Genomic DNA, 23,177 nt, shown 5'->3' on the forward strand with positions numbered 1-23,177 from the left:
CTCGATGGACCCACCAGTCGCGCGCCGCACCCTCGTGGTCTTCCACGCGCACCCCGACGACGAGGCCCTGCTGACCGCCGGCACGATGGCCCGGGCCGCGGCGGAGGGCCACCGCGTCGTCCTCGTGGTCGCCACGGACGGGGCGCTCGGGCTGACCGACGAGGCCACCTACGGGGCGAAGGGGGAAGCCCTCGCCTCGACCCGTGGCCGCGAGCTGGCGGCGAGCGCCGACGTGCTCGGGGTCGCCCGCACCGTGGCTCTCGGTCACGCCGACAGCGGCAGCGGCGCGGAGGTGCTGCCCGACCCGCCGGGGGGCCGCCGCTTCGTGCGGGTGCCCCTGGACGAGGCGGCGGACGCAGTCGCCGCGGTCCTGCTGGAGGAGCGGGCCGATGTGCTCACCACCTACGACCCCAGCGGCGGGTACGGCCACCGTGACCACGTGCGCGTGCACGAGGTCGGGGCCCGGGCCGCCGAGCTCGCCCGCGAGCACGGCCTGCCGGTGACGGTGCTCTGGGCGACCGTCCCGCGCGACCTGCTCTGCCGCGCCATCGACCTCGTCGCCATGGTCTACCGCTTCCCGCCCGAGTTCGATCGCGCGAGCTTCGACCGGGCCTTCAGCGCCACGGCCGAGATCACCCACCGCATCCCCGTGCGCCGCCACGCGAGGGCCAAGCGGGCCGCGATGCGCGCCCACGCCAGCCAGGCCGCCGACACCGGCGGCGGCGACCGCACCCTCGGGATGCTCGCGCGCATCCCCCGCCCCCTCTACGACCTCGTCTTCCGGCAGGAGTGGTTCGTCGACCCGGCGGCACCGGCGGGGGCGACCCGCACCGATGTCTTCGAGGGGCTGGCATGAGCGCGACCAGCGACAGCCGGCGCACGGTCCGCCGCGTCGTCCAGGTCGTCCTCGGTCTCGGGCTCGCGGTGGCCCTGCTGTGGTGGGGGCTGCCCTTCTTCGCGCAGACCACCTGGGGCGAGGTCGGCGACGTGCTCGCGGGGATCTCACCGTGGAAGGCGGTGCTCTACACCGGCTTCATCGTCGCCGGCCTGTACTGCTACACCTTCGTGATGACCGGGGCCATGCCCGGGCTGAGCCACCCGCGGGCCCTGATCCTCAACGTCTGCGGCTCCTCCGTGTCGAACCTGCTGCCCGGCGGAGGCGCCGTGGGGCTGGCCGCCACCTACTACATCGCCAGGTCGTGGGGGTTCACCGTCACGAGCGTGACGACGATGGCGGTCGTCACCGGGGTGTGGAACGTCCTCGCCCGCGCCGCGCTGCCGGTGATCGCGATCATCGGCCTGTCCTGGGGCGCGGCGGACCTCCCGCCCTCGATGCGGGAGGCGGCCTGGGCCGCGATCGTCACCGGCGCCGTCGTGCTGGCGCTCTTCGTCATCGCGGTCGTCACCGATGCAGGTGCCCGGAGCGTCGGGCGGGGACTGGACCGACTGGTGCGCCTCGTCCGGCGCGGGCACACCGACGCGGCCGAGCGCGGCCTGACCGGGCTGCGGGCGCAGGTCGCGGAGACGGTGCGCACCGGGTGGTTGTCGATGACCCTGGGCATGGTCGGTTTCTTCGGTCTGTACTACGTGCTCTTCCTGCTGTGCATGTCCGCCACGGGGGTCGAGCTGCCCTTCGGACAGCTCTTCGCGGCGTACGCCATCGGGCGGCTGCTCACCGCGGTCGGGGTCACGCCGGGCGGGCTCGGGGTCACCGAGGCCGGCACCGTGGCGGCGCTCGTCGCCTGGGGCGCCGACTCGGCCGCGTCCATGGCAGGGGTGGTGATCTTCTCGATCTTCACCCACCTGCTCGAGGTCCCGCTCGGGGCGATCGGGTGGGTCGCGTGGAGCGTCATGCCCCGCGCCAGCCGGGAGGAGATCGCCCAGGCCGCGGCCGGGAGCTGACCCTCAGCCCAGCAGGCGGGCCACCTGGCGGGCGTGCGCCTGGTCGGCCACCGCGTCGTCGAGCTCCTCGGGCTCGAAGGGCCGACCGGTCGCCACCTCCGCGGCCCACCCGATGAGGGCGTCCGCGAGGCGCGGGTTGGCCGGCAGGATCGGGCCGTGGAGGTAGGAGCCGACGACGTGCCCGGTGACGGCACCCTCGGTGCCGTCGGAGCCGTTGTTGCCCTGCCCGTGCCTGACCCGGCCGAAGGGGTCCTGGCCCGCCCCGAGCACGGTCGAGCCCGAGTGGTTCTCGTAGCCGACGACGTCACCGAACTCCGTGGACAGCACGACCGGCCCGATCATCCGCACCTCGTTGCCCTGCGTGGTCGCGTCCAGGATCCCCAGACCGGGCACGCGCCTGCCGTCGACGGTGACGAAGGACTGGCCGAAGAGCTGGTACATCCCGCAGATCATGAGCATGGGCACGCCCTCGGTGACCAGGCCACGGAGCCGGTCGGCGTGGCGCTCGAGGTCCGCCTCGACGGTGACCTGCCCGGAGTCCTGGCCGCCGCCACCGACCATGAGGTGCACGGTCTCCGGCAGCGACTGCCCGGGGTGGTGCTGGTGCACGACGGGGACGTACCCGTGCCGTCGGATGCGCGCGGCGAGGCAGCGGGTGTTGCCCAGGTCCCCGTAGATGCTCATCTCGCGGGGGTACATGTGCACGAGGTGGATCTCGCCCTTGCCCTCGTGCCCGGGGTCGGCGGGACGGTCGGAGCCGGCGGGCTCGCCGAGGATCGTGACGTCGCGGGGGCTGTCGGGGCCGCTCATGCCGGTCCTCCATCGGTCTCGGGGGCGTCGACGCCCATCTCGGGCAGGTCGTAGCGCTCACCGAGCATGCGGCGCAGCGCGAGCATCGCCGTGTAGGTGGTGAAGATGCGCTTCGGTTCGCCCTCGTGGTCGGCGAGGAAGGTGGTCAGGGCCTTCGACAGGTCCGTCTCGGTGGCGGCGACGGGCACGTCGTCGTACTGCAGGCGCAGCGCCATGTCCCAGCCGCGCACACCGGAGGTGAGGGCCACCCCCTTCGCCCGCAGGGACTCGAAGCTGACGTCGTAGAGCCACGAGACGTCCCGGCCGTCCGCGTAGTCGTCGTTGATGGCGACCATCGTCGCGGCCGGGGCGCCGGCGTAGGTGCTCAGCGCGACGGTGAAGCCCGCGGGGTTCTTGACCAGGACGAGCTCGAGCGGGCTGCCGTCGACGTCGATGACCTCACCGCGGCCGAAGGGGGGCGCCACCGTCCGCAGCGCCCGCTCGGTGGCCTCGTGGCGGAACGCGGCGCCGAGCAGGTGCTTGGCCGTCGACGTCGCCGCGGTGGCGTTGATCATCGCGGCCAGACCACGCTGGCGCAGGGTCACGGGGCCCAGGGAACCCCCTTCGCCGTGGGCGCCGAAGGTGATGCGCAGCGACTCCTCGTCGACCGGCGTCAGCAGGCCGTCGCGCTCACCGGCAACCGGCGGCGCGAAGTCCTCCTGCTCCCGGGAGTCGTGCTCGGACAGCTCGCCGACGCGGTCGGCGACCGACGCGTCAAGGCCGAACCAGGTGACGTCGACGCCCGGCGAGAGCGTGGTGGCGATGCGGTTGACGAAGGGGTCGTCCCGGTTGAGCACGACCCCCTGCGTCGTCATCGCGGCCAGCCGGGTGAGCAACCCCGCGGTGTGGTCGATCTCAGCGAAGCGGTCGAGCTGGTCGCGGGCGACGTTGAGCAGGAGGGCATGCGTGGGGGCGACGGCCCGGCCGAAGTGGAGGGCGTGCGCCTCGTCGAGCTCGAGGACGGCGATGTCGGCCTCGAGCCCGCCGCGCAACGGCATCTCGGCGAGCATCGCGGAGATGACGCCGCGGGTGAAGTTGCTGCCCGTGGGGTTGGTGAAGACCCGCTGGCCGTGGGCGCGCAGGATCGCGACGAGCATCTTGGTGGTCGTCGTCTTGCCGTTCGTCCCGGAGACCACGACGATGCCGCCCGGCACGTCGGCGAGGGTGTGGGCGAGGAAGGCGGGGTCGACCTTCTCCGCGACGAGGCCGGGCAGGGCAGAGCCTCCCGAGCCCCCGCCCCTCAGACGGGCTGCGTGGCGGGCGGCCTTGCCGGCGAGGGTTGCGATCGTCGTTCTCAGCACCGGATCACCCTAACGGGGCACCGGGCCCCGGGCGGTCCGCGTAGTCGGCGCTGCGGGGTTGGTCGCAGCGCTCGGCGATGCCGTCCATCACCTCGTCGGTGATCGCGCGGAAGAGCCTGCTCTTGACGTGCTGCTCGCGCAGGGAGTCGACGTCCACCGGCGGGCCGAACCGGACGGTCACCCGGTGCGGGCGAAATCCCGAGGCCCCGACCGGCTGGACCTTGTCGGTCCCGGTGAGCCCACAGGGGATGACCACCGCCCCGGTGGCCGCGGCCAGTCGTCCGACCCCGGTGCGACCCTTGTGGAGCATGCCGTCGCGGCTGCGGGTGCCCTCGGGGTAGATGCCGAAGGCGCCCCCCTTCGCCAGGTGTTCCTGCGCGAGCTCCAGCGCACGGGCCGCGGCCCGCGCGTCGGAGCGGTCGACCGGGATCATCCCGCCGAACTCGCCGAACCACAGGCGCTTGATCCAGCCGACGAGCCCGGTCCCCTGCAGGTACTCTGCCTTGCCGAGGAAGCCGACCTTGCGGCCGGCCGCCAGCGGGATGACCATCGAGTCGACGAAGCTGAGGTGGTTGCTGGCGATGATCACCGGACCGGTCGCCGGGACGTGCTCCGCACCCTCGACGCGCAGCCGCAGGTACGCCCGCAGGGGCGGACCGACGATCACCCGGCGCAGGATCCATTCGCTGACCTGCATCGCACCACTTCCCTCCACGTCGCGCTCTCCTCCGCCCCTGTGACTTCGCAACTGCTTAGGCTCTTGCGACATCGGGCGCGCTCACTCCCACTCGATGGTGCCCGGCGGCTTGCTCGTGACGTCCAGCACGACGCGGTTGACCTCGGGGACCTCGTTGGTGATCCGGGTGGAGATCTGGGCCAGCACGTCGCCGGGGACGCGGGTCCAGTCGGCCGTCATCGCGTCCTCGGAGGAGACGGGGCGCAGGACGATCGGGTGACCGTAGGTGCGGCCGTCACCCTGGACACCGACAGAGCGGACGTCGGCGAGGAGGACGACGGGACACTGCCAGATCTCCTGGTCGAGCCCGGCCGCCGACAGCTCCTCGCGGGCGATGGCGTCCGCGCGGCGGAGGATGTCGAGGTTGTGCTCGCTGACCTCGCCGATGATCCGGATCCCCAGACCCGGCCCGGGGAAGGGCTGCCGGTCGACGATCTCGTCGGGGACGCCGAGCTCGCGGCCGACCTGTCGCACCTCGTCCTTGAAGAGGGCCCGCAGCGGCTCGATGAGCTTGAACTGCAGGTCGTCGGGCAGCCCGCCGACGTTGTGGTGGGACTTGATGTTGGCCGCGCCCGAGCCACCGCCGGACTCGACGACGTCCGGGTAGAGCGTGCCCTGCACGAGCCACTTGACCGGGTGCTCGTCGTCGCCGCTGCCGACGACGTCGCGTGCGGCCTGCTCGAAGACGCGGATGAACTCGCGACCGATGATCTTGCGCTTCTCCTCGGGGTCGCTGACGCCCGCGAGCGCCTCGAGGAACTGCCTCCTCGCGTCGACCACGACGAGCTTGACGCCGGTGGCCGCGACGAAGTCCTCCTCGACCTGCTCCGCCTCGCCCTGCCGCAGCAGGCCGTGGTCGACGAAGACGCAGGTGAGCTGCTCCCCCACGGCGCGCTGCACGAGTGCCGCGGCCACGGACGAGTCGACGCCGCCGGACAGCCCGCACAGCACGCGGTCCTCCCCGACGGTCTCGCGGATGACCTCGACCTGCTCCTCGATGACGTTGTCCGAGGTCCACTCCGCCTCGAGGCCGGCGCCGCGGCGCAGGAAGTTCTCCAGGGTGCTCTGGCCGAAGGTGGAGTGCATGACCTCGGGGTGCCACTGCACGCCGTACAGCCGGCGGTCGTCGTCCTCGAAGGCGGCCACGGGCGCACCGGACGTGCTCGCCGTGACGCGCATCCCCTCGGGGGCCTCGGTCACGGAGTCACCGTGGCTCATCCACACCGACTGCTCGGCGGGCTGACCGGTGAAGAGGGTCGAGTCCTGCTCCGCGATCTCCGCGCGGGTCGAGCCGTACTCGCTCAGCCCGGTCCGCTCGACCGTCCCGCCGAGGGCCTTGACCATGGCCTGGAAGCCGTAGCACATGCCGAAGACCGGGACGCCGGCCTCGAGGAGAGCCGGGTCCAGGCCCGGGGCGTCGTCGGCGTAGACCGAGGAGGGTCCGCCCGAGAGGACGACGGCGGCCGGCTCCTTCGCGAGGATCTCGGCGACCGGCGTCGTGTGGGGCACGACCTCGCTGTAGATCTTGGCCTCACGCACCCGGCGGGCGATGAGCTGGGCGTACTGGGCGCCGTAGTCGACGACGAGGACCGGGGAGGTCTTGAGCGAATCCGTCACGCGGACAGGTTACCGGGGTGGTGCAGCCGCTCCCGGTCCGGTCACTGCGTGAGCGGGGTGACCTCGCGGACGACGCGACGCTCCTCGACGAAGGCGACGAAGGGGATGCACGCCAGCAGCAGGATCGCGATCATCCGCCCGACCGACCACCCGACCTTGAAGCCGAGGTTGGCGGTGGCGACGGCGAAGACCATGAAGATCAGGCCGTGCACGGGCGACCACCAGGTGAGCGCGTCGTTGCCGAAGCCGTACTTGAGGACCATCTCGACGATGAGGACGAACATCGCCAGTCCGGCGACGATCGCGCTCACCCGGAAGGCGGTCAACCCGCTCGCGATCGCCCTCGGGTCGGCGGTGGCCACAGCCTGCTCGTCCGTGCTCATGACACGTGCTCCTTGATCTCCTCGGCCTGTGCGGCCTCGTCCCGGCGCGCCGCCTGGCGCACCATCTTCGTCCACATCCACAGCGGGAACGCCGCGAACACCCACCACTGGAATGCGTACATGACGTTGCGCCACTGCAACGAGGTGTCCGGCAGGGGCGGAGGCACCCGCTCCAGGCCCGGCGCCTGCTCCCGGCCGTCCTCACTCATGGCGAACGCGAACCCGTTGTAGATCTCGCCCGGCCAGACGTTGACCAGCTTGGCGATGTCCACCGACGTCATCTCGCCGTCGGCGAGGCCGACGCCCTCGTCGGGGGCCTCCTTCGGGGCCAACGACCCGAGCAGCTCGATGGTGCCCGTCGGTGCAGGCGGTGGGGTCTCCCCCTTCGGGATCCACCCGCGCACCACGGCGAGGTTGGCCCCGGTCTCGGCGACGACGAAACGGTCGACGACCCACGCGCCGAGCTCGTCGTCGAGCAGGCGGTCGACCACGAGCACCTGGTCGCCGGTGTACTCGCCGGTCGTCGTCACCCGCTGGCCGGACCCGCCGTCGGGGAATTCCTCGAGCGGCTGCACGAAGTCGTCCAGCGCCACGACCGGGCGGTCCTGGATCTCCCGGACCGTCTCCGCCCGCGCCTCGTCGTGCGCCACCGACCACTGCCACCGGCCGGCGATGACACAGACCACGCCGATGACCAGCGCGAGCGCGAGCAGCCCCAGGTAACGGGGGCGGAGGACGGTCCGGAGCACGTGCCCAAGGCTACGTGGGGGATCTGGGTGCCCTGGATCACGCCCGGACGCTCCCCCGCGCGGAACCCTCAGCCGGCGGCGGGCTGCGGCATACCGAGGTTCACCTTCGCGCTGGCGTGCGTGAACTCCTGCACCGCCCGGGTGCCCGGCACGACCGGCTGGAGACGCTGGTAGGGCTCGCCCTGCGCCGGACGCGGGTCGGTCTCACCGGCGTTCGGCCACAGCGAGAAGGCCCGCTCGGCCTGCGCGGTGATCGTCAGCGAGGGGTTGACGCCGAGGTTCGCCGAGACGGCCGACCCGTCGCTGATCGTGATCCCGGGGTGGCCCCACACCCGGTGGTACGGGTCGATGACGCCGTGGTCCGGCGAGTCGCTGATCGCGGCGCCGCCGAGGAAGTGCGCGGTCAGCGGGATGTCGAAGGCTTCGCTCCACGTGCCGCCCGCGAAGGTGCGCATGCCGAGCCGTTCGGCCAACCGTTCGGTGATGACCCTGATGCCCTTGTGCCCGGACTCGATGTAGGTCGGGTTCTTCTCCCCGTGGCCCTGCTGCGAGGTCAGGCGACGGCCCCCGAGCACACCCCGGCGGAGGGAGGTCGTCAGCGAGTTGTCGAGGCTCTGCATGACCAGCCCGATGACGGTGCTGTCGGCGAAGTGGGTCCCCGGCGGGAACCACGCCTTCAACGCCGGGAGCTGCGTCGGCAGCGCCGCGAGCAGCTTGGCCAGGCGCGGGGTGCGGCCGGTCCTCGGCGGGGCGAGGAGCGTGGTGAGCAGGCCCATCGCGTCCGAGCCCTTGCCGTAACGCACGTTCTCGATGTGGGTGTCCTCGTCCGGGTGGAAGGAGGAGGTGATCGCCACCCCCTTCGTCAGGTCGTCCGCGCCGGTCGGGGGACGCTCGGTCAGGGCGCCGAGGAGGGCCTCGGAGTTGGTGCGGGTCAGCGCGCCGAGGGTGTCGCTGATGCGCGGCAGCTCGCCGTCGTCCTTCATCCGGTGCAGGAGGTTCTGGGTACCCCAGGTGCCGGCCGCGACGACGACGTGGCGTGCGGTGGTGACCCGGGCGCCCTTGTCACCGGGCTTGTCGGTGGCCTCGTGGCGCACCCGGTAGACCTCCCTGCCCGGGGCGTCGGTGCCCGGCACGATCCCGACCCGGGTGACGGTGCGCATCGGCACGATCTGCGTCCCGAGCCGCTCGGCGAGCGCGAGGTAGTTCTTCATCAGGGTGTTCTTGGCGCCGACGCGGCAACCGACCATGCAGTTGCCGCACTCGGTGCACGTGCTCCGCGACGGTCCGGCACCGCCGAAGTACGGGTCCGGCACGGTGCTCCCCTGCTCGTGGGCACCCTCCTCGGTGTCGAAGAAGACCCCGACCGGGGTCTTCACGAAGGTCTCCGGCACACCCATGTCCGCGGCGGCCGCACGCATGACGTCCTCGACCGGCCCCTCGCAGGGGTTGGTCACGACGCCGAGCATCGAGCTGGCCATGTCGTAGTGCGGCTTCAGCTCGGACTGCCAGTCGGTGATGTGACCCCACTGGCGGTCCTCGAAGAAGACGGTCGGCGGCACGTAGAGGGTGTTGGCGTAGTTGAGCGACCCGCCACCGACACCCGCGCCGGCGAGGATCATCACGTCCTTGAGCATGTGGATGCGCTGGATCCCGTAGCAGCCGGCCCTGGGGGCCCACAGGAAGTTCTTCAGGTCCCAGCTGGTCTCGGCGAAGTCCTCGTCCTCGAACCGGCGGCCGGCCTCGAGGACCGTGACCCGGTATCCCTTCTCGGAGAGGCGAAGGGCGGCGACGGAGCCCCCGAAGCCGGAGCCGATGACGAGCACGTCCGTGTCCACGGTGCCCTCGAGGCCCTCGAGGCCCTCGAGGCCCTCGTCGCGTGTCGTGGTGGTGCTGCTGCTCACTTCATCCCCGTCATCTTCATGGCGCGCAGGCCGGCGGTCAGTGCCTTGGCATAGGTCTGGTGGCTGATGCCGAAGGCGGGTGCGATCGGCATCACGTGCTGGGAGCTGACGGTCTGCGCCTCGGTGTACTTCAGGATCCCCTCGGCCCCGTGCCGCCGGCCCGTGCCCGAGTCCTTCATCCCGCCCATGGGCGCTCCCATGGAGGCCCACGCCGCGGCGTAGGACTCGTTGATGTTGACCGTGCCCGTGCGGATCCGCTCGGCGATGCGGCGACCCCGTCGCACGTCCGTGGTCCACACGGAGGAGTTGAGGCCGTACTCGGTGTCGTTGGCCAGGGCGATCGCGGCCTCGTCGTCGGCGACGCGGTAGATCGAGACGAGCGGACCGAAGGTCTCCTCGTCGCGGCAGGTCATGGCCGACGTCACCCCCTCGAGGACGGTGGGCTCGAAGACGTAGGGACCGACGTCGGGACGGTGCTTGCCGCCGGTGAGGACGCTCGCTCCCTTGGCCACCGCGTCCTCGAGGTGCTCGGTGACCGTGTCGAGCTGGCTCTGGTTGACCAGCGAGCCCATGTCGTGGCCGTACTCGAGCGCGGTGCTCAGGGTCATCGCCCGGACGGCGGCGACGAAGCGCGGGACGAACTCCTCGGCGATGGCCTCGTGGACGAGGACCCGCTCGGTGGAGATGCACAGCTGGCCGGCGCTGGAGAAACAGCCCCGCACGGCACCCTCGACGGCCTTGTCCAGGTCGGCGTCGTCAGCGACGTAGACGGAGTTCTTGCCGCCGAGCTCCATGCTGAAGGAGACGAGCCGCGCCGCCGCGGACTGCGCGACCCTGCGCCCCGTCGGGGTGGAGCCGGTGTAGCAGACGTAGTCGGCAGAGTCGACGATCGCCTGACCGGCCTCGGAGCCACGACCGAGGACCACCTGGAAGAGGCCCTCGGGCAGACCGGCCCGCACGAGCATCTCGACGGCCGCCAGCGCGGTGACCGAGCCCTGCTGGTCCGGGCGCAGCACGACGGCGTTGCCGGCCATGAGGGCGGGCAGTGCGTCGGTGATCGCCAGGCTCAGCGGGTAGTTCCACGGCGAGACGACGCCGACGACGCCCTTGGGGTGGTGCAGCACGCGGGTGCGGGTCAGCAGCGGCAGGGCGCCCTGGACCCGCTGCGGCCGCAGGTGGGCCTGCGCGGTGCGCGCGTAGTAGCGCGCTGCCATGGCGGTGTCGGCGACCTCCTCGAAGGCCTGGTGCCGCGTCTTGCCCGACTCGAGCTGGACGAGGTCGAGCAGCTCGACCTGCTTGTCGAGGACGAGGTCGTGGAACCGCAGCAGGATGCGCGCCCGGTCGGCGAAGGAGGTGGTGGCCCACCGGGTCTGCGCGGCCCGGGCGGCGGCCACGGCACGGGCGACGTCCTGCGCGGTGGACATCGGCAGCGTCGCGATGGGACCACCGGTCATCGGCGAGGTCCTGGTGAAGGTCTGCGCCGTCGGCGACGCCACGACCCGGCTCGCGAGGCGGCGGGCCCGGCTCGGGTCGACCGCGTAGGTCGCGGTGGGGTCCAGCTCTGGGTCAGCGATGGTCTCCGAGGTCATTACCCGAGGGTAGATCCAAGCGTCGGGGAAGACCACAGGTCGGCGCACACTGTGAGATGGTCCACCCGCTCACACCCCTCGAGGTGGCCGGGCCCGGCGCCCCGGGTGCGTGGGCACGGGCCCCGAAGGGGGTCAGCTCGGCTGGTGCGGCGCGACGACGACCTCGATGCGCTGCAGCTCCTTGACCTCGGTGTAGCCGGTCGTGGCCATGGCGCGGCGCAGGGCGCCGACGAGGTTGGTGGTGCCGTCGGCCGAGCGGCTGGGCCCGAAGAGGACCTCCTCCATGGGGGCGACGGACCCGACCTCCACGCGTGCCCCGCGCGGCAGCTCGGGGTGGTGTGCCTCGGCTCCCCAGTGGAAGCCCCGGCCCGGGGCCTCTGCGGAGCGCGCGAGCGCGGCGCCGAGCATCACCGCGTCGGCACCGCAGGCGATGGCCTTGACGATGTCACCGCTCGTGCCCAGACCGCCGTCGGCGATGACGTGGACGTAGCGGCCCCCGGACTCGTCGAGGTAGTCCCGGCGGGCGGCGGCGACGTCGGCGATGGAGGTGGCCATCGGGGCCTGGATGCCCAGGGCCTGGCGGGTGGTCGAGGCGGCCCCGCCACCGAAGCCGACGAGCACGCCGGCGGCACCGGTGCGCATCAGGTGCAGCGCGGCGGTGTAGGTCGCCGCGCCGCCGACGATGACCGGCACGTCGAGCTCGTAGATGAAGCGCTTGAGGTTCAGCGGCTCGCTGCGGCTGCTCACGTGCTCGGCGGAGACCGTGGTGCCGCGGATGACGAAGAGGTCGACGCCGGCGTCGACCACGGTCTTCCAGTACTGCTGGGTGTTCTGCGGGCTGAGGGCCCCGGCGACGGTGACACCCGCCTGCCGGATCTCGTGCAGCCGCTCGGTGATCAGCTCCGGCACGATCGGCGCGGAGTAGATCTCCTGCATGCGGGCCGTCGCCCGGGCCGGGTCGAGCGCGGCGATCTCCGCCAGCAGCGGCTCCGGGTCCGCGTAGCGCGTCCACAGGCCCTCGAGGTCGAGGACCGGCAGCCCCCCGGCCTCACCGAAGGCGATCGCCGTGGTCGGGGACATCACGGAGTCCATCGGAGCGGCGATGACGGGCATCTCGAAGTGGTAGGCGTCGATCTGCCAGTCGAGGGAGACCTCCTGCGGATCGCGCGTGCGCCGGCTCGGCAGCACCGCGATGTCGTCGAAGGAGTAGGCCCTGCGGCCCCGCTTGGCTCGGCCGATCTCGATCTCGTTCACCCTGCCACCCTAGATGGGGGTCGGTGACGACGCGGACGAGGGCGCGGACGGGGTGCCGCTGCACACCCCGGTCGTGCCGGTGGTGTCGGGGGGTCCGGCCGCCACACCCCGGAATCGTCGGCCGCGCCCGGTCGTTGTCATCATGGAGGACGACCATCACCACGGAAGGACCAGGCATGCCGAAGTTCAAGCGGGCGGCCGTCGTACTGACCGCCGTCGAGTCCGCGCGCCAGTGGGCGCACCAGAACCCCGACAAGGCCACCGGCTACATCGACAGGGCCACCGGCTTCATCGACAAGCGCACCCACGGCAGGTACCACCGCCAGATCGGTGGCATCTCGAGCCAGGCGAAGAAGGCCCTGACCGGCCGGCAGGGTGTCTCCGGGCCGACCGTGCCCGGCGAGACCACGAGCCGCACGGACCGCCCGTACCCGGACATGCGCGCCTGATCAGACCTCGGTCGCCTCGAGGACGCGCAGCGCGTTGCCGTGCGCGAGGGCCGTGAGGTCGGCGCGGGACCAGCCGCGCTCGCCCAGCGCGGCGAGGAGCGCCGGGTAGGTCGAGACGTCCTCGAGGCCGACGGGCGTCTCGTCCACCCCGTCGTAGTCCGCACCGATGCCCACATGCTCGATGCCGACGACCTCACGCAGGTGCTCGAAGTGGGCGACGACGTGCTCGGTCGTGGCCACCGGGTCGGGCACGACGTCGGTGCGGCCCAGGTCCAGGTCGGCGCGCGCCTGGTTGACGAACTTCGGCACGACGTTGGCCATGACGATCCCGCCGTTGGCCGGGATCCGCTCGAGCACGTCGTCGGGGACGTTGCGCGGGTGGTCGCAGACCGCCCGGGCGCCGGAGTGGCTGAACATCACCGGCAGCCGCGTGGTGTCGAGGGCGTCGTGCATCGTCTCGGCGCTGACGTGGGAGAGGTCGACGACCATGCCGAGGTCGTTCATCGACCGCACGACCTCCCGACCGAAGTCGGTCAGGCCGCCGTGGACCCGCTCGTCCGTCGCCGAGTCCGCCCACTCGGTGTTGTCGTTGTGCGTCAGCGTCATGTAGCGGGCGCCCCTGTCCGCGAACGCGGCCAGCGTCTCCAGCGAGCCCGCGATCGAGTGCCCGCCCTCCATGCCGATCAGCGCGGCGTGCCGACCCTCGCCCCACGCCGAGCGGACGTCAGCGGCCCTGCGCGCCGGGACCATCTGCTCGTAGCGGGCGCACAGCGCCTCCACGAAGTCGATCTGCTCGTGGGTGGCGGCCACCGCCGCCTCCCCGGTGAACGAGCACGGCACCCACACCGACCACAGCTGGGCGGCCAGGCCCCCTTCCCGCATCCGCGGCAGGTCGGTGTGCAGCTGAGGCTGGGGGTGGGCGATGTCGCAGGCGTCGAGATCGTAGGCGGCGAGCTCCCGGTGGTGCCAGGGCAGGTCGTTGTGGCCGTCGAGGACGCGGATGGGGGCGCTGCTCGTGCTCATCGCCCCAGTCAATCACCGGCCGGACGGAGGCGATCTCCTGAGGTGCGACGGGGGCGCCTCGAAGGGAGGCTGCCGCCCGGTGCGCGCGTACCGTGGCGTCATGAGGGCGGACGGCGCAGGGGACGCACAGGGCCGCACCGCTTCGTGGGGCCGGCCACGGCGCATCGCGTGGCAGCTGTTCACCTCGACCGTGGCCGCGTCGTTCCGCCACCGGCTCATGGGACTCGCGGCCGAGGCAGCCTTCTTCGCGATCCTGTCCCTCCCACCGCTGATCTTCGCACTCGCCGGCAGCATCGGGTTCTTCGTCAGCGCGCTCGAGGTGGCCCAGGTCGAGACGCTGCGCGACACCACCCTGAGCCTGGCCGGGCGGGTCCTGACCGACGAGAGCATCGAGACCGTGATCCGACCGACCATGGACGAGGTGCTCGAGGGTGGGCGCGTCGACGTCGTCTCCATCGGTTTCCTGCTCGCGCTGTGGTCCGGCTCGCGGGCCCTCAACGTCTTCGTGGACACGATCACGATCCTCTACGGACTCGCCGGACGACGTGGCGTCATCCGCACCCGCGCGCTCTCGTTCGGGTTGTACGTCGTCGGTCTCGTGGTCGGCGTGATCGTGCTCCCGCTGGTCCTCGTCGGACCACGGATCATCGACTCGGTGCTCCCGGACCAGCTGCAGGTGGTGGCCACCCTCTACTGGCCCACCGTGATCGTGCTCAGCGTCGCGTTCCTCACCTCGCTCTACCACCTGTCCGTCCCCGTGCGGACCTCGTGGCGCCACGACGTCCCGGGAGCGAGTCTCGCCCTGCTGGTGTGGATCCTGGGCAGCTTCCTGCTGCGATGGGCCCTGCAGGGGGTCATCGGGGGCACCTCGATCTACGGCCCCCTGGCCGCGCCCATCGCGGTTCTCCTGTGGCTGTACCTCACCGCCGTGGCGATCCTGATCGGCGCGGCACTGAATGCGGCGTGTGACCGCGTCTGGCCGGACTCCGAGACCGCCCGGGCGCGCGTGGAGCTCGTCCGCCGGCTACGCAGCGACGCCACCTCCCAACGGCTGCGCGACACCGTCAGCGCGGAGGACAGGCAGCAGCTCGAGCACCCCGACGACGTCGGTCCTGTCGGGGAGACGCCACAGCACGCTCCGCACACGACCCGCCCTGACGACCGGCGCCACGGCGACGGGTGAGGACGGGGCTGCTGCATCCCGGGACCCGCGCGGGCATGCTGGGAGCATGCGTCCCGGACCCCACAACGCGATCACCGACGTCCCGGGGGTGCGGGTCGGCCACGCCACCCGTGACGAGCCCGGCTGGCTGACCGGCACGACGGTCGTCGCTCCCCCGCCCGGTACGTGCGCGGGCGTGGACGTGCGCGGGGGTGGTCCCGGGACCCGCGAGACGGACGCCCTCGCCCCGAGCAACCTCGTCGACGCGGTCGACGCGATCGTCCTCTCCGGCGGCAGCGCCTTCGGGCTGTCCACCGCGGACGGTGTCGTGCAGGCACTCGCCGACGAGGGACGGGGCTGGGCCGTCGGCGGCCCCGGGCAGGTCGTGCCGATCGTGCCTGCTGCCATCCTCTTCGACCTCGGGCGAGCCGGTGCGTGGCGCCACCACCCCGACGCGGCGGACGGCCGCGCGGCCTACCTCGCCGCCGCCCCCGGCCCCGTGGACGAAGGGGGCGTGGGCGCCGGCACGGGAGCCCGCGCCGGCGGCCTGCACGGGGGCATCGGCACCGCGAGCCTCGTCCTCGACTCGGGGGTGAGCGTCGGCGCCCTCGTGGCGGTCAACGCCGTGGGGTCCCCCCTTCGCCCCGACGGCCGGCTGCTCGGCGAGCCCCTCCTCGTCCCCGGCGAGGTGGACGTCCCGGACCCCGATCCCGCTGCCGTGCAACGCCACTGGGCTGCACGTCAGGCCGAGATGGAGGCCCTGCGGGCCGGGAGGGCGACGACCCTGGCCGTCGTCGCCACCGACGCCACGCTCGACAAGGCCGGGTGCACCGGTCTCGCCCGCGTCAGCCACGACGGCTTCGCCCGGGCACTCGCCCCCGTCCACACGGCCTTCGACGGGGACACGGTCTTCGCGCTGTCGACGCGGGAGCGGCCGGCCCCCACTCCCCCGGACCTCGTGGCGCTGCAGTCCGCTGCGGCCGACTGCGTCAGCCGGGCGATCGTGCGGGCGGTCCTGGCGTCCGGCACCGTCGACCGCACCTCCGACTGCGGCGCCGCCCTGCCCGGGTACCGGGACGCGATCGGGGCGTGACCACCGTGCGGTGACCACGCCCCGATCGCGGGCGGGCGGTGCCTCAGACGGAGTAGTTCGGCGCCTCGACCATGCCCTGCAGGTGGTGCGGGTGGCTCTCCTTGAGGGAGGCGGAGGTGATCCGGACGAACTGTCCCTTCGACTGCAGCTCCGGGATCGTCCCTGCCCCGACGTAGAACATCGACTGCCGCAGTCCGCCGACCATCTGGTGGGCGACCTGGGAGAGCGTGCCGCGGTAGGCGACCCGGCCCTCGACACCCTCGGGCACGAGCTGGTCGTCGCTGGTGACCTCGGCCTGGAAGTACCGGTCCTTGGAGAAGGACTTCTTGCCGCGGGAGCTCATCGCGCCGAGGCTGCCCATGCCGCGGTAGGCCTTGAACTGCTTGCCGTTGACGAAGATCAGCTCACCGGGGCTCTCCTCGCACCCGGCGAGCAGCGAGCCGACCATGACGCACTCGGCACCGGCGACCATCGCCTTGGCGATGTCCCCGGAGTGCTGCAGGCCGCCGTCGGCGATGACCGGGACGCCGGCCGGACGCGCGGCGAGCGACGCATCGTGGACCGCGGTGATCTGGGGGGCACCGACCCCGGTGACGATGCGGGTCGTGCAGATCGAGCCCGGCCCGACGCCGACCTTGATCGCGTCGACGCCCGTGTCGACGAAGGCCTGGGCGCCCTCGCGGGTCGCGACGTTGCCGCCGATGACCTGCACGTGCTTGGTCGCGGGGTCCTTCTTCAGGCGTGCGCACATCTCGAGGAGGAGCTTGACGTGCCCGTGCGCGGTGTCGGCGACGAGGACGTCGACTCCGGCGTCGATGAGGGTGGTGGCCCGCTCCCAGGCGTCACCGAAGTACCCGATCGCCGCACCGACGAGCAGCCGACCCTGCGCGTCCTTGCTCGCGTCGGGGAACTGCTCGCTCTTGACGAAGTCCTTGACCGTGATCAGTCCGGCCAGACGGCCGGCCCCGTCGACGATGGGCAGCCGCTCGCGCTTGTGCTGGCGCAGCAGGAGCGTCGCGTCCTCGTGGGAGATGCCGACCGGGGCGGTGATCAGCGGCATCGGGGTCATGACCTCGTGGACCTTGGTCGTCGCCCACTCCGCCACGGGGGTGAAGCGCAGGTCGCGGTTGGTGCAGATGCCGATGAGGACGCCGTCCTCGTCGATCACCGGGAGGCCGGAGACGCGGTACTCCCCGCAGATCGTGTCGAGCTCCTCGAGGGTGGCGCCCGGCCCGATGGTGATCGGGTTGGTGATCATGCCGGTCTGGGTCCGCTTGACGAGGTCGACCTGGTAGGCCTGGTCCTCGATCGAGAGGTTGCGGTGCAGCACGCCGATGCCGCCCTGGCGCGCCATCGCGATGGCCATCCGGGACTCGGTCACCGTGTCCATCGCCGCCGAGACCAACGGCGTGCGCAGGCTGATCCCGCGCGTCAAGCGGCTCGTGGTGTCGAGATCGCCCGGGGCCAGCTCGCTGTAGCCCGGGAGGAGCAGCACGTCGTCGTAGGTGAGTCCGACCTTCGCGAAGGGGTCGTGGCCCGAGGCTCCGGAGTGGTCACGGTCGGTCGAGTCGCGCACGTCCATCGCCCTATCGTATGGCACCGCAGGTGCGCCTCCTGACGTGACCATTCCCTGACCATCACCCGGCCGATCCGGGAGGAACCCTTACCTTGCCGTCGCCCCTCGTTGGCCGAAATCTCCTTAGATTTGAGGTCAGTTAGTCGTCCAGGACGCGCGATGGGCGTGCGTCCTCGCACCGTCGTCAAGGGGAACCACGAGCCATGGCACTTCACACGAATCCACGAGGTCCGGTCGCCGACCTGTGGGAGTGGCAGTACGAGGGCGTGTGCCGAGAGACCGGCAGCGAGTCCTTCTACCACCCCGACGGCGAGCGCGGAGCGGCTCGTCGCCTGCGCGACGCGGCAGCCAAGGAGATCTGCAGCACCTGCCCCGTCATCGACGCCTGCCGCGAGCACGCCCTGGCCATCCGCGAGCCCTTCGGGGTCTGGGGTGGCATGTCCGAGGACGAGCGCGCCGCCCTCCTCGCCGAGCGGGACGTGCGGCGGGCCGGGCTCGCCGGCTGACCTGCACCGCCTGATCGCGCACCCCCGGGAGACACCGCATCCTCCCGGGGGTGCGTCATGTCGGGGCGCTCCCGCACGGTGGTCGCCCCGGTCACCACGGGACCTACGCTGGTGGGGTGACTTCCGCCGAGCCCGTCCACATCCGCGACGAGTCGATCCGCCTGGGCCAGCTCCTCAAGCTCGCCGGGCTGGTCGAGGACGGTGCGATGGCCCGTGCGGTCATCGCCAACGGGGAGGTGACCGTGGACGGTGAGGTCGAGACCCGCCGGGGCGCTCAGGTGAGCGCGGGCAGCGTCGTCGCCCACGCCGGTCAGCAGATCGAGGTCGTCACCGGGGAGCCGGAGGTCGACGTCCCCTGGTGAGCCGATGGCGAAGGGGGGGACCCCCCTTCGCCGTGTGCGTGCAGCCGTCGGGGGTGAACGTCCGGCGACGGCGCCGCGAACTCCTCGCCCTCCGGTGGCGAGATCACCACGGACGTGGTGGAGTCGCCCGGGGAGCGCGCCACGGGGGCCGGTCCCGCCGTCGAGGAGGGCATGTGCGCAGCACGATCCTGACCATGGTGACCGGCGTGCTGGTCGCGGGTTCCGTCACCGTCGTGACACCGCCGGGCAGCGCAGCGACCGGGGACCCGGTGCTGCTGGACGAGGTCCTGGCCTCGACCACGAGCAGCGACGCGGAGTACGTCGAGCTCCACGGCACGCCGGGGACGAGCCTGGACGGGCTGAGCCTCATCGCGGTCGAGAGCGACGACCAGAGCTCCAACGGCACGATCGACACCCGGGTGGACCTCGGTCCCGACGACGCGCTCGGCGAGAACGGCTTCTTCCTCGCGGCCAACCAGGTCGCGGAGACGGTCTACTCGCTCGACGCCGACCGCACGCTGGAGGACAGCCTGGAGAACTCCTCGACGACCTTCGCCCTGGTCGAGACCGCGTCCCTGACCGGGTCGAGTGTCGACGGCGGCATCGTCGTACGCGACGCGGTGGCCTCCACGGACGGCGAGGACGCCGCGCACTTCTTCTTCGACGCCCCGCTCGTCGGCCCGGACGGGTCCTACCTGCCGGCCGGGGTCGGCCGCGTGGACGACGGCGTGGACACCGACACAACCGCGGACTGGCGGATCCTCTCCTTCGGCAACGACCCGTCGGTCAACACCCCCACCGCCGGCTCGGGAGGGGGCCCCGGTGGCGGTGGCACCGCCCGGGAGCGACGGATCCACGAGGTGCAGGGAGCCGGGGACAGCTCGCCCCTCGTGGGCGAGCTGGTCGTGGTCCACGGTGTCGTCGTCGACGACCAGGAGGGGCCCGGCCCGATGCTGGGCGGTCTCTTCGTGCAGGAGGAGGACTCGGACACCGATGGTGACCCGGGGACCTCGGAGGGGGTCTTCGTCCACACCGGCGGGGCCGACACCGCCTCCGTCGGCGACGAGGTGCGGGTGACGGGCGTCGTCGAGGAGCGCTACGGCAACACCCAGCTCGGTGACACCGAGGTGGAGGTGCTCGGCACCGCCCCGACCCCGTCCCCGACGTCGCTGTCCTTTCCGCTGGCGGACGAGTCCGACCTCGAGGCGGTCGAGGGCATGACGGCCTCCTTCGGGCAGGAGCTCGTGGTCACCGAGTACTTCGACTACGACCGGTACGGCGAGACGGTGGTCGCGCTGCCCTACGAGGGCGAGGAGCGCCCCTTCACCCCGACCGCGGTCGCCGACCCCGGGTCCCAGGAGGCCGAGGCCCGTCGCGCGTGGAACGAGCTGAGCCGGATCACCATCGACGACGGCCTCACCTCGCAGAACCCCGAGGAGGTGATCCACCCGATCACCCGGGACGAGCTCACCCCGACCAACGCCTTCCGGGGTGGCGACACCGTCACCGGGCTGACCGGCGCGGTCTACTACTCCTACGACGTGTATCGCCTGCTGCCCACCGGCCACGACGCCTACGAGCGCACCGAGCGCCCGGCGCGGCCGCAGGACGTCGGCGGCGACGTGCAGGTCGCCGCGATGAACGCGCTCAACCACTTCCGCACGCTCGACGACGGCTCGGCGCGCTGCGGACCCCACCGGGACATGGACTGCCGCGGCGCCGACACGCAGGCCGAGCTCGACCGCCAGCGGGCCAAGCTGCTCAGCGCGCTCGACGGCCTCGATGCCGACGTCATCGCGCTCAACGAGGTGGAGAACACCCCCGGCGTCGAGGTCCTCGCGGACCTCGCCGAGGGACTGCAGGAGCGCACCGGCGAGGAGTGGGCGCACGTGCGCACCGGCGGGACCGTGGTCGGCACGGACGCGATCAAGGTCGGCATCCTCTACCGCGCCGACGAGGTGACGCCGATCGGCGAGAGCGCCGTGCTCGACACCCCGCAGTTCCTCGACCCGGCGGGCACCGGGCAGAGCAAGAACCGCGCCGCCCTGGCGGCCTCCTTCTGGCGCAACGGCACCGACGAGGTCTTCTCCGTCGCGACCAACCACCTGAAGTCCAAGGGGTCCTCCTGCGGGGCCGGCGACGACGACGAGTGGGCCGGCAGCTGCAACCGCACCCGCACCCTGGCCGCGCAGGAGCTCGCCGCCTGGATCGAGACCGACCCGACCGGCATCGAGGACGAGGACTGGATGATCCTCGGCGACCTCAACTCCTACGACCACGAGGACCCCATCGACGCTCTCCGCTCGGCCGGGTACTCCGACCTCGTGCGCGAGCACGTGGGTGACTTCGGCTTCAGCTACGTCTTCGACGGCCAGTGGGGGTACCTCGACTACGCGATGTCCTCGCCGACCCTCGGCGAGCAGGTCACCGGGGTCACCGAGTGGCACATCAACTCACCCGAGCCCGACGTCCTCGACTACGACCAGAGCCACAAGAGCGCGGCGCAGGCCGGGCTCTTCGACGGGTCCACCCCCTACCGCAGCTCCGACCACGACCCGGTGCTGGTCGGACTCTCCCTCGACGACGGGAACGAGGGCTGGGGAGTCGACCTCGCGCCGGGCACCCGCCGCACGACCGAGTGAGACGGGTGCTCAGGACCCGCTGAGCATCCAGTCCAGGGCCTGCTCGACGTGGATCTCGGTGGTGTCGTGCATCGGTACCCGTGAGTCGTCCTCGTCGACGAGCAGACCGATCTCGGTCCCGGCGAGGACGATGCCCTCGGCGCCGCGGTCGGCCATGCTGTGCAGGATCTGGCGGAGGGTCTTGCGGGAGCTGTCCTTGATGATGCCGTGGACGAGCTCCTCGTAGATCATCCGGTCGACCTCGGGGCGCTCCTCCTCCAGCGGCAGGATCACCTCGATGCCGCGCTCCTCGAAGGGCTTGGTGTAGAAGTCGCCCGCCATCGTCGTCGCCGTGGCGACGAGCCCGACCTTGCGCTGGCGGGCACCCTGCACCGCGGTGGCGGTCGCCTCGGCGATGTGCAGGAAGGGGACGTCGACGCTGGCACTGACCTGGTCGGCGACGGCGTGCATGGTGTTGGCGGCGATGAGGACGGCCTCGGCCCCGCCCTCCTCCAGGCTCTGGGCACCCTCGATGAGGATGCGGGCCATGCCGTCCCAGTCGCCGGCGTTCTCCGCGTCGTCGACGGGCTGGAAGTCGACGCTGTTGATGAGCACCCGGGCGCTGTGCAGGCCACCGAGTCGGGCCTCGACCCCCTCGTTCAGACGGCGGTAGTACTCCGCCGTCGCCGACCAACCCATCCCGCCGAGAACTCCCAGAAGACGCATGACCCAAGAGTAGGTCAGCCGGGCGCGCAGCGGCGTGCTCGGTTCCGCATGCCGAACCGGTGCCAGGTCCCCGCGGTGTCCGGCATACCCTGCACAGCGTGAAGGTGCTGCTGCTGGAAAACATCCATGACGTCGCCCGGGAGGCCCTGACCGACGCCGGCTTCGACGTCGAGACGCGCTCGGGTGCGCTCGACGAGCCCGAGCTGGTCGCCGCCCTCGAGGGCGTCGACATGCTGGGCATCCGCTCCAAGACGCACGTGACGCGCGCCGTCCTCGAGGCCCGACCGGAGCTGAAGGTCATCGGTGCGTTCTGCATCGGGACCAACCAGATCGACCTCGACGCCGCGTCGCAGGCCGGCACGGTCGTCTTCAACGCGCCCTTCTCCAACACCCGCAGCGTGGTCGAGCTGGCGATGGCCGAGATCATCTCGATGGCCCGCCACCTGACCGACAAGAACGCTGCACTCCACGCCGGCGTGTGGGACAAGTCCGCCAAGGGCGCCCACGAGGTGCGCGGCCGGACCCTGGGCATCATCGGCTACGGCAACATCGGCAGCCAGCTGTCGGTCGTCGCCGAGGCCTTCGGCATGCACGTGTACTACTACGACCTCGAGGACAAGCTGCCGCTCGGCAACGCCAAGCGCTGCGGGTCGCTCGAGGAGCTGCTCACCACGTGCGAGACGATCACGCTCCACGTCGACGGCCGCTCCGGCAACGCCGGCAACTTCGGGGCGGCGGAGTTCGCCCGGATGCGGCCGCGCAGCCTCTTCCTCAACCTCTCGCGCGGCTTCGTCGTCGACGTGGAGTCCCTGCGCGACAACATCGTCTCCGGCCACATCGCCGGTGCCGCGGTCGACGTCTTCCCGACGGAGCCGAAGAAGGCGGGCGACCCCTTCGAGTCGGTCCTGCAGGGCCTGCCCAATGTCATCCTCACCCCGCACGTCGGCGGCTCCACGGAGGAGGCGCAGCTGGACATCGGCCGCTACGTCTCCGGCAAGCTGCGCGACTGGGCCGGCTCCGGCGCGACGACCATGTCGGTCAACCTGCCCGGTGTCGCCGCCCCGCAGACCGCCGGTGACACGCGGATCCTGCACCTGCACAGGAACGTCCCCGGCGTCCTCGCCCGCGTCAACGCGATCCTCGCCGAGGGCGGCGCCAACATCGACAGCCAGCAGCTGAGCACCAAGGGCGAGTACGGCTATGCCGTCACCGACCTCGCCGGCTCGCTGCCAGCGGACACCGAGCAGCGCCTGCGCGAGCTCGAGGAGACCGTCGAGGTCCGCGTCATCGTCGCCGACTGATCGCGACCTCCCCCATCCCGTCGGTCGAGGTGGTCCCGCGCCGCCGGGCCCACCTGACCACCTCGGCCCGGCACCAG

General features: G+C 71.9%; 21 protein-coding genes. 9 read left to right on the top strand and 12 right to left on the bottom strand.

The features are described 5' to 3' along the window. Positions 1–4 precede the first annotated feature (4 nt). Positions 5–856: a PIG-L deacetylase family protein gene (locus tag O9K63_RS08165; protein ID WP_277236927.1), complete on the top strand. Its 852-nt coding sequence runs from the start codon at positions 5–7 to the stop codon at positions 854–856. Continuing rightward, positions 853–1,902, top strand: a complete 1,050-nt coding sequence (locus O9K63_RS08170) for a lysylphosphatidylglycerol synthase transmembrane domain-containing protein (protein WP_277236929.1) — start codon at positions 853–855, stop codon at positions 1,900–1,902. Before O9K63_RS08165 ends, O9K63_RS08170 begins: the two co-directional genes overlap by 4 nt. A 3-nt stretch (positions 1,903–1,905) precedes the next feature. Here the strand turns inward: O9K63_RS08170 and O9K63_RS08175 are convergent, their stop codons facing one another. The 9 genes from O9K63_RS08175 to O9K63_RS08215 all read right to left on the bottom strand — a co-directional run bounded on the left by O9K63_RS08175 (position 1,906) and on the right by O9K63_RS08215 (position 12,281). Beyond that, entirely contained in the window at positions 1,906–2,712 is an 807-nt protein-coding gene (locus O9K63_RS08175) for a type 1 glutamine amidotransferase (protein ID WP_277236931.1), read from the bottom strand. Further along, positions 2,709–4,052, bottom strand: coding sequence for a Mur ligase family protein (locus tag O9K63_RS08180; protein WP_277236932.1), 1,344 nt, complete (start codon positions 4,050–4,052; stop codon positions 2,709–2,711). Before O9K63_RS08180 ends, O9K63_RS08175 begins: the two co-directional genes overlap by 4 nt. Positions 4,053–4,056: 4 nt before the next feature. Further along, complete coding sequence (locus tag O9K63_RS08185) at positions 4,057–4,749, bottom strand: lysophospholipid acyltransferase family protein (protein WP_277236934.1); 693 nt, start codon at positions 4,747–4,749, stop codon at positions 4,057–4,059. 81 nt (positions 4,750–4,830) lie between these two features. Next, a complete protein-coding gene (gene guaA, locus O9K63_RS08190) occupies positions 4,831–6,405 on the bottom strand; it encodes a glutamine-hydrolyzing GMP synthase (RefSeq protein ID WP_277236935.1) in 1,575 nt (524 codons plus the stop codon). A 41-nt stretch (positions 6,406–6,446) separates the two neighbouring features. Then, a complete protein-coding gene (locus O9K63_RS08195) occupies positions 6,447–6,788 on the bottom strand; it encodes a DUF3817 domain-containing protein (protein ID WP_277236937.1) in 342 nt (113 codons plus the stop codon). Next, positions 6,785–7,537, bottom strand: a complete 753-nt coding sequence (locus tag O9K63_RS08200; protein ID WP_277236939.1) for an SURF1 family protein — start codon at positions 7,535–7,537, stop codon at positions 6,785–6,787. The genes O9K63_RS08195 and O9K63_RS08200 overlap by 4 nt, the downstream gene beginning before the upstream one ends. 68 nt (positions 7,538–7,605) lie before the next feature. Continuing rightward, positions 7,606–9,372: a GMC family oxidoreductase N-terminal domain-containing protein gene (locus O9K63_RS08205; RefSeq protein WP_277242290.1), complete on the bottom strand. Its 1,767-nt coding sequence runs from the start codon at positions 9,370–9,372 to the stop codon at positions 7,606–7,608. 62 nt (positions 9,373–9,434) lie between these two features. Further along, on the bottom strand, positions 9,435–11,027 hold the full coding sequence (locus O9K63_RS08210; RefSeq protein WP_277236940.1) for a succinic semialdehyde dehydrogenase: 1,593 nt from the start codon (positions 11,025–11,027) through the stop codon (positions 9,435–9,437). 132 nt (positions 11,028–11,159) lie between these two features. Continuing rightward, positions 11,160–12,281: a GuaB3 family IMP dehydrogenase-related protein gene (locus O9K63_RS08215; protein ID WP_277236941.1), complete on the bottom strand. Its 1,122-nt coding sequence runs from the start codon at positions 12,279–12,281 to the stop codon at positions 11,160–11,162. 176 nt (positions 12,282–12,457) lie between these two features. Between O9K63_RS08215 and O9K63_RS08220 the strand changes: the two genes are divergently transcribed. Further along, entirely contained in the window at positions 12,458–12,730 is a 273-nt protein-coding gene (locus O9K63_RS08220; RefSeq protein WP_277236943.1) for an antitoxin, read from the top strand. Here the strand turns inward: O9K63_RS08220 and O9K63_RS08225 are convergent, their stop codons facing one another. Then, positions 12,731–13,753 carry a dipeptidase gene (locus tag O9K63_RS08225; RefSeq protein WP_277236944.1) on the bottom strand — a complete coding sequence of 341 codons (1,023 nt, stop codon included), beginning with the start codon at positions 13,751–13,753 and terminating at the stop codon, positions 12,731–12,733. A gap of 100 nt (positions 13,754–13,853) precedes the next feature. Between O9K63_RS08225 and O9K63_RS08230 the strand changes: the two genes are divergently transcribed. Both O9K63_RS08230 and O9K63_RS08235 read left to right on the top strand, forming a co-directional pair. Beyond that, a complete protein-coding gene (locus O9K63_RS08230; RefSeq protein WP_277236945.1) occupies positions 13,854–14,936 on the top strand; it encodes a YihY/virulence factor BrkB family protein in 1,083 nt (360 codons plus the stop codon). Between the two features lie 46 nt (positions 14,937–14,982). Continuing rightward, positions 14,983–16,008, top strand: coding sequence for a P1 family peptidase (locus O9K63_RS08235; protein WP_277236946.1), 1,026 nt, complete (start codon positions 14,983–14,985; stop codon positions 16,006–16,008). 43 nt (positions 16,009–16,051) lie between these two features. Here O9K63_RS08235 and guaB read toward each other — a convergent pair whose 3' ends face one another. Beyond that, positions 16,052–17,590 (bottom strand): IMP dehydrogenase, encoded by a 1,539-nt coding sequence (guaB, locus tag O9K63_RS08240; protein WP_277236947.1) that lies wholly within the window; start codon positions 17,588–17,590, stop codon positions 16,052–16,054. A gap of 197 nt (positions 17,591–17,787) precedes the next feature. Here guaB and O9K63_RS08245 point away from each other — a divergent pair, with 197 nt between their 5' ends. From O9K63_RS08245 to O9K63_RS08255, 3 genes are all read left to right on the top strand, one after another. Continuing rightward, a complete protein-coding gene (locus O9K63_RS08245) occupies positions 17,788–18,090 on the top strand; it encodes a WhiB family transcriptional regulator (RefSeq protein WP_277236948.1) in 303 nt (100 codons plus the stop codon). 116 nt (positions 18,091–18,206) lie between these two features. Further along, a complete protein-coding gene (locus tag O9K63_RS08250; RefSeq protein WP_277236951.1) occupies positions 18,207–18,452 on the top strand; it encodes an RNA-binding S4 domain-containing protein in 246 nt (81 codons plus the stop codon). 173 nt (positions 18,453–18,625) lie between these two features. Beyond that, positions 18,626–21,094, top strand: coding sequence for an ExeM/NucH family extracellular endonuclease (locus O9K63_RS08255; RefSeq protein WP_277236953.1), 2,469 nt, complete (start codon positions 18,626–18,628; stop codon positions 21,092–21,094). Between the two features lie 9 nt (positions 21,095–21,103). Here O9K63_RS08255 and O9K63_RS08260 read toward each other — a convergent pair whose 3' ends face one another. Then, positions 21,104–21,799 carry an aspartate/glutamate racemase family protein gene (locus O9K63_RS08260; RefSeq protein ID WP_277236954.1) on the bottom strand — a complete coding sequence of 232 codons (696 nt, stop codon included), beginning with the start codon at positions 21,797–21,799 and terminating at the stop codon, positions 21,104–21,106. A gap of 98 nt (positions 21,800–21,897) precedes the next feature. Between O9K63_RS08260 and serA the strand changes: the two genes are divergently transcribed. Further along, the gene (gene serA, locus O9K63_RS08265; protein ID WP_277236955.1) at positions 21,898–23,100 is read left to right on the top strand and encodes a phosphoglycerate dehydrogenase; all 1,203 of its coding nucleotides are present in this window, start codon (positions 21,898–21,900) and stop codon (positions 23,098–23,100) included. The last annotated feature ends 77 nt before the right edge of the window (positions 23,101–23,177 follow it).

It is taken from the genome of Janibacter cremeus (assembly GCF_029395675.1).
Taxonomy (GTDB): Bacteria; Actinomycetota; Actinomycetes; order Actinomycetales; family Dermatophilaceae; genus Janibacter; species Janibacter cremeus_A.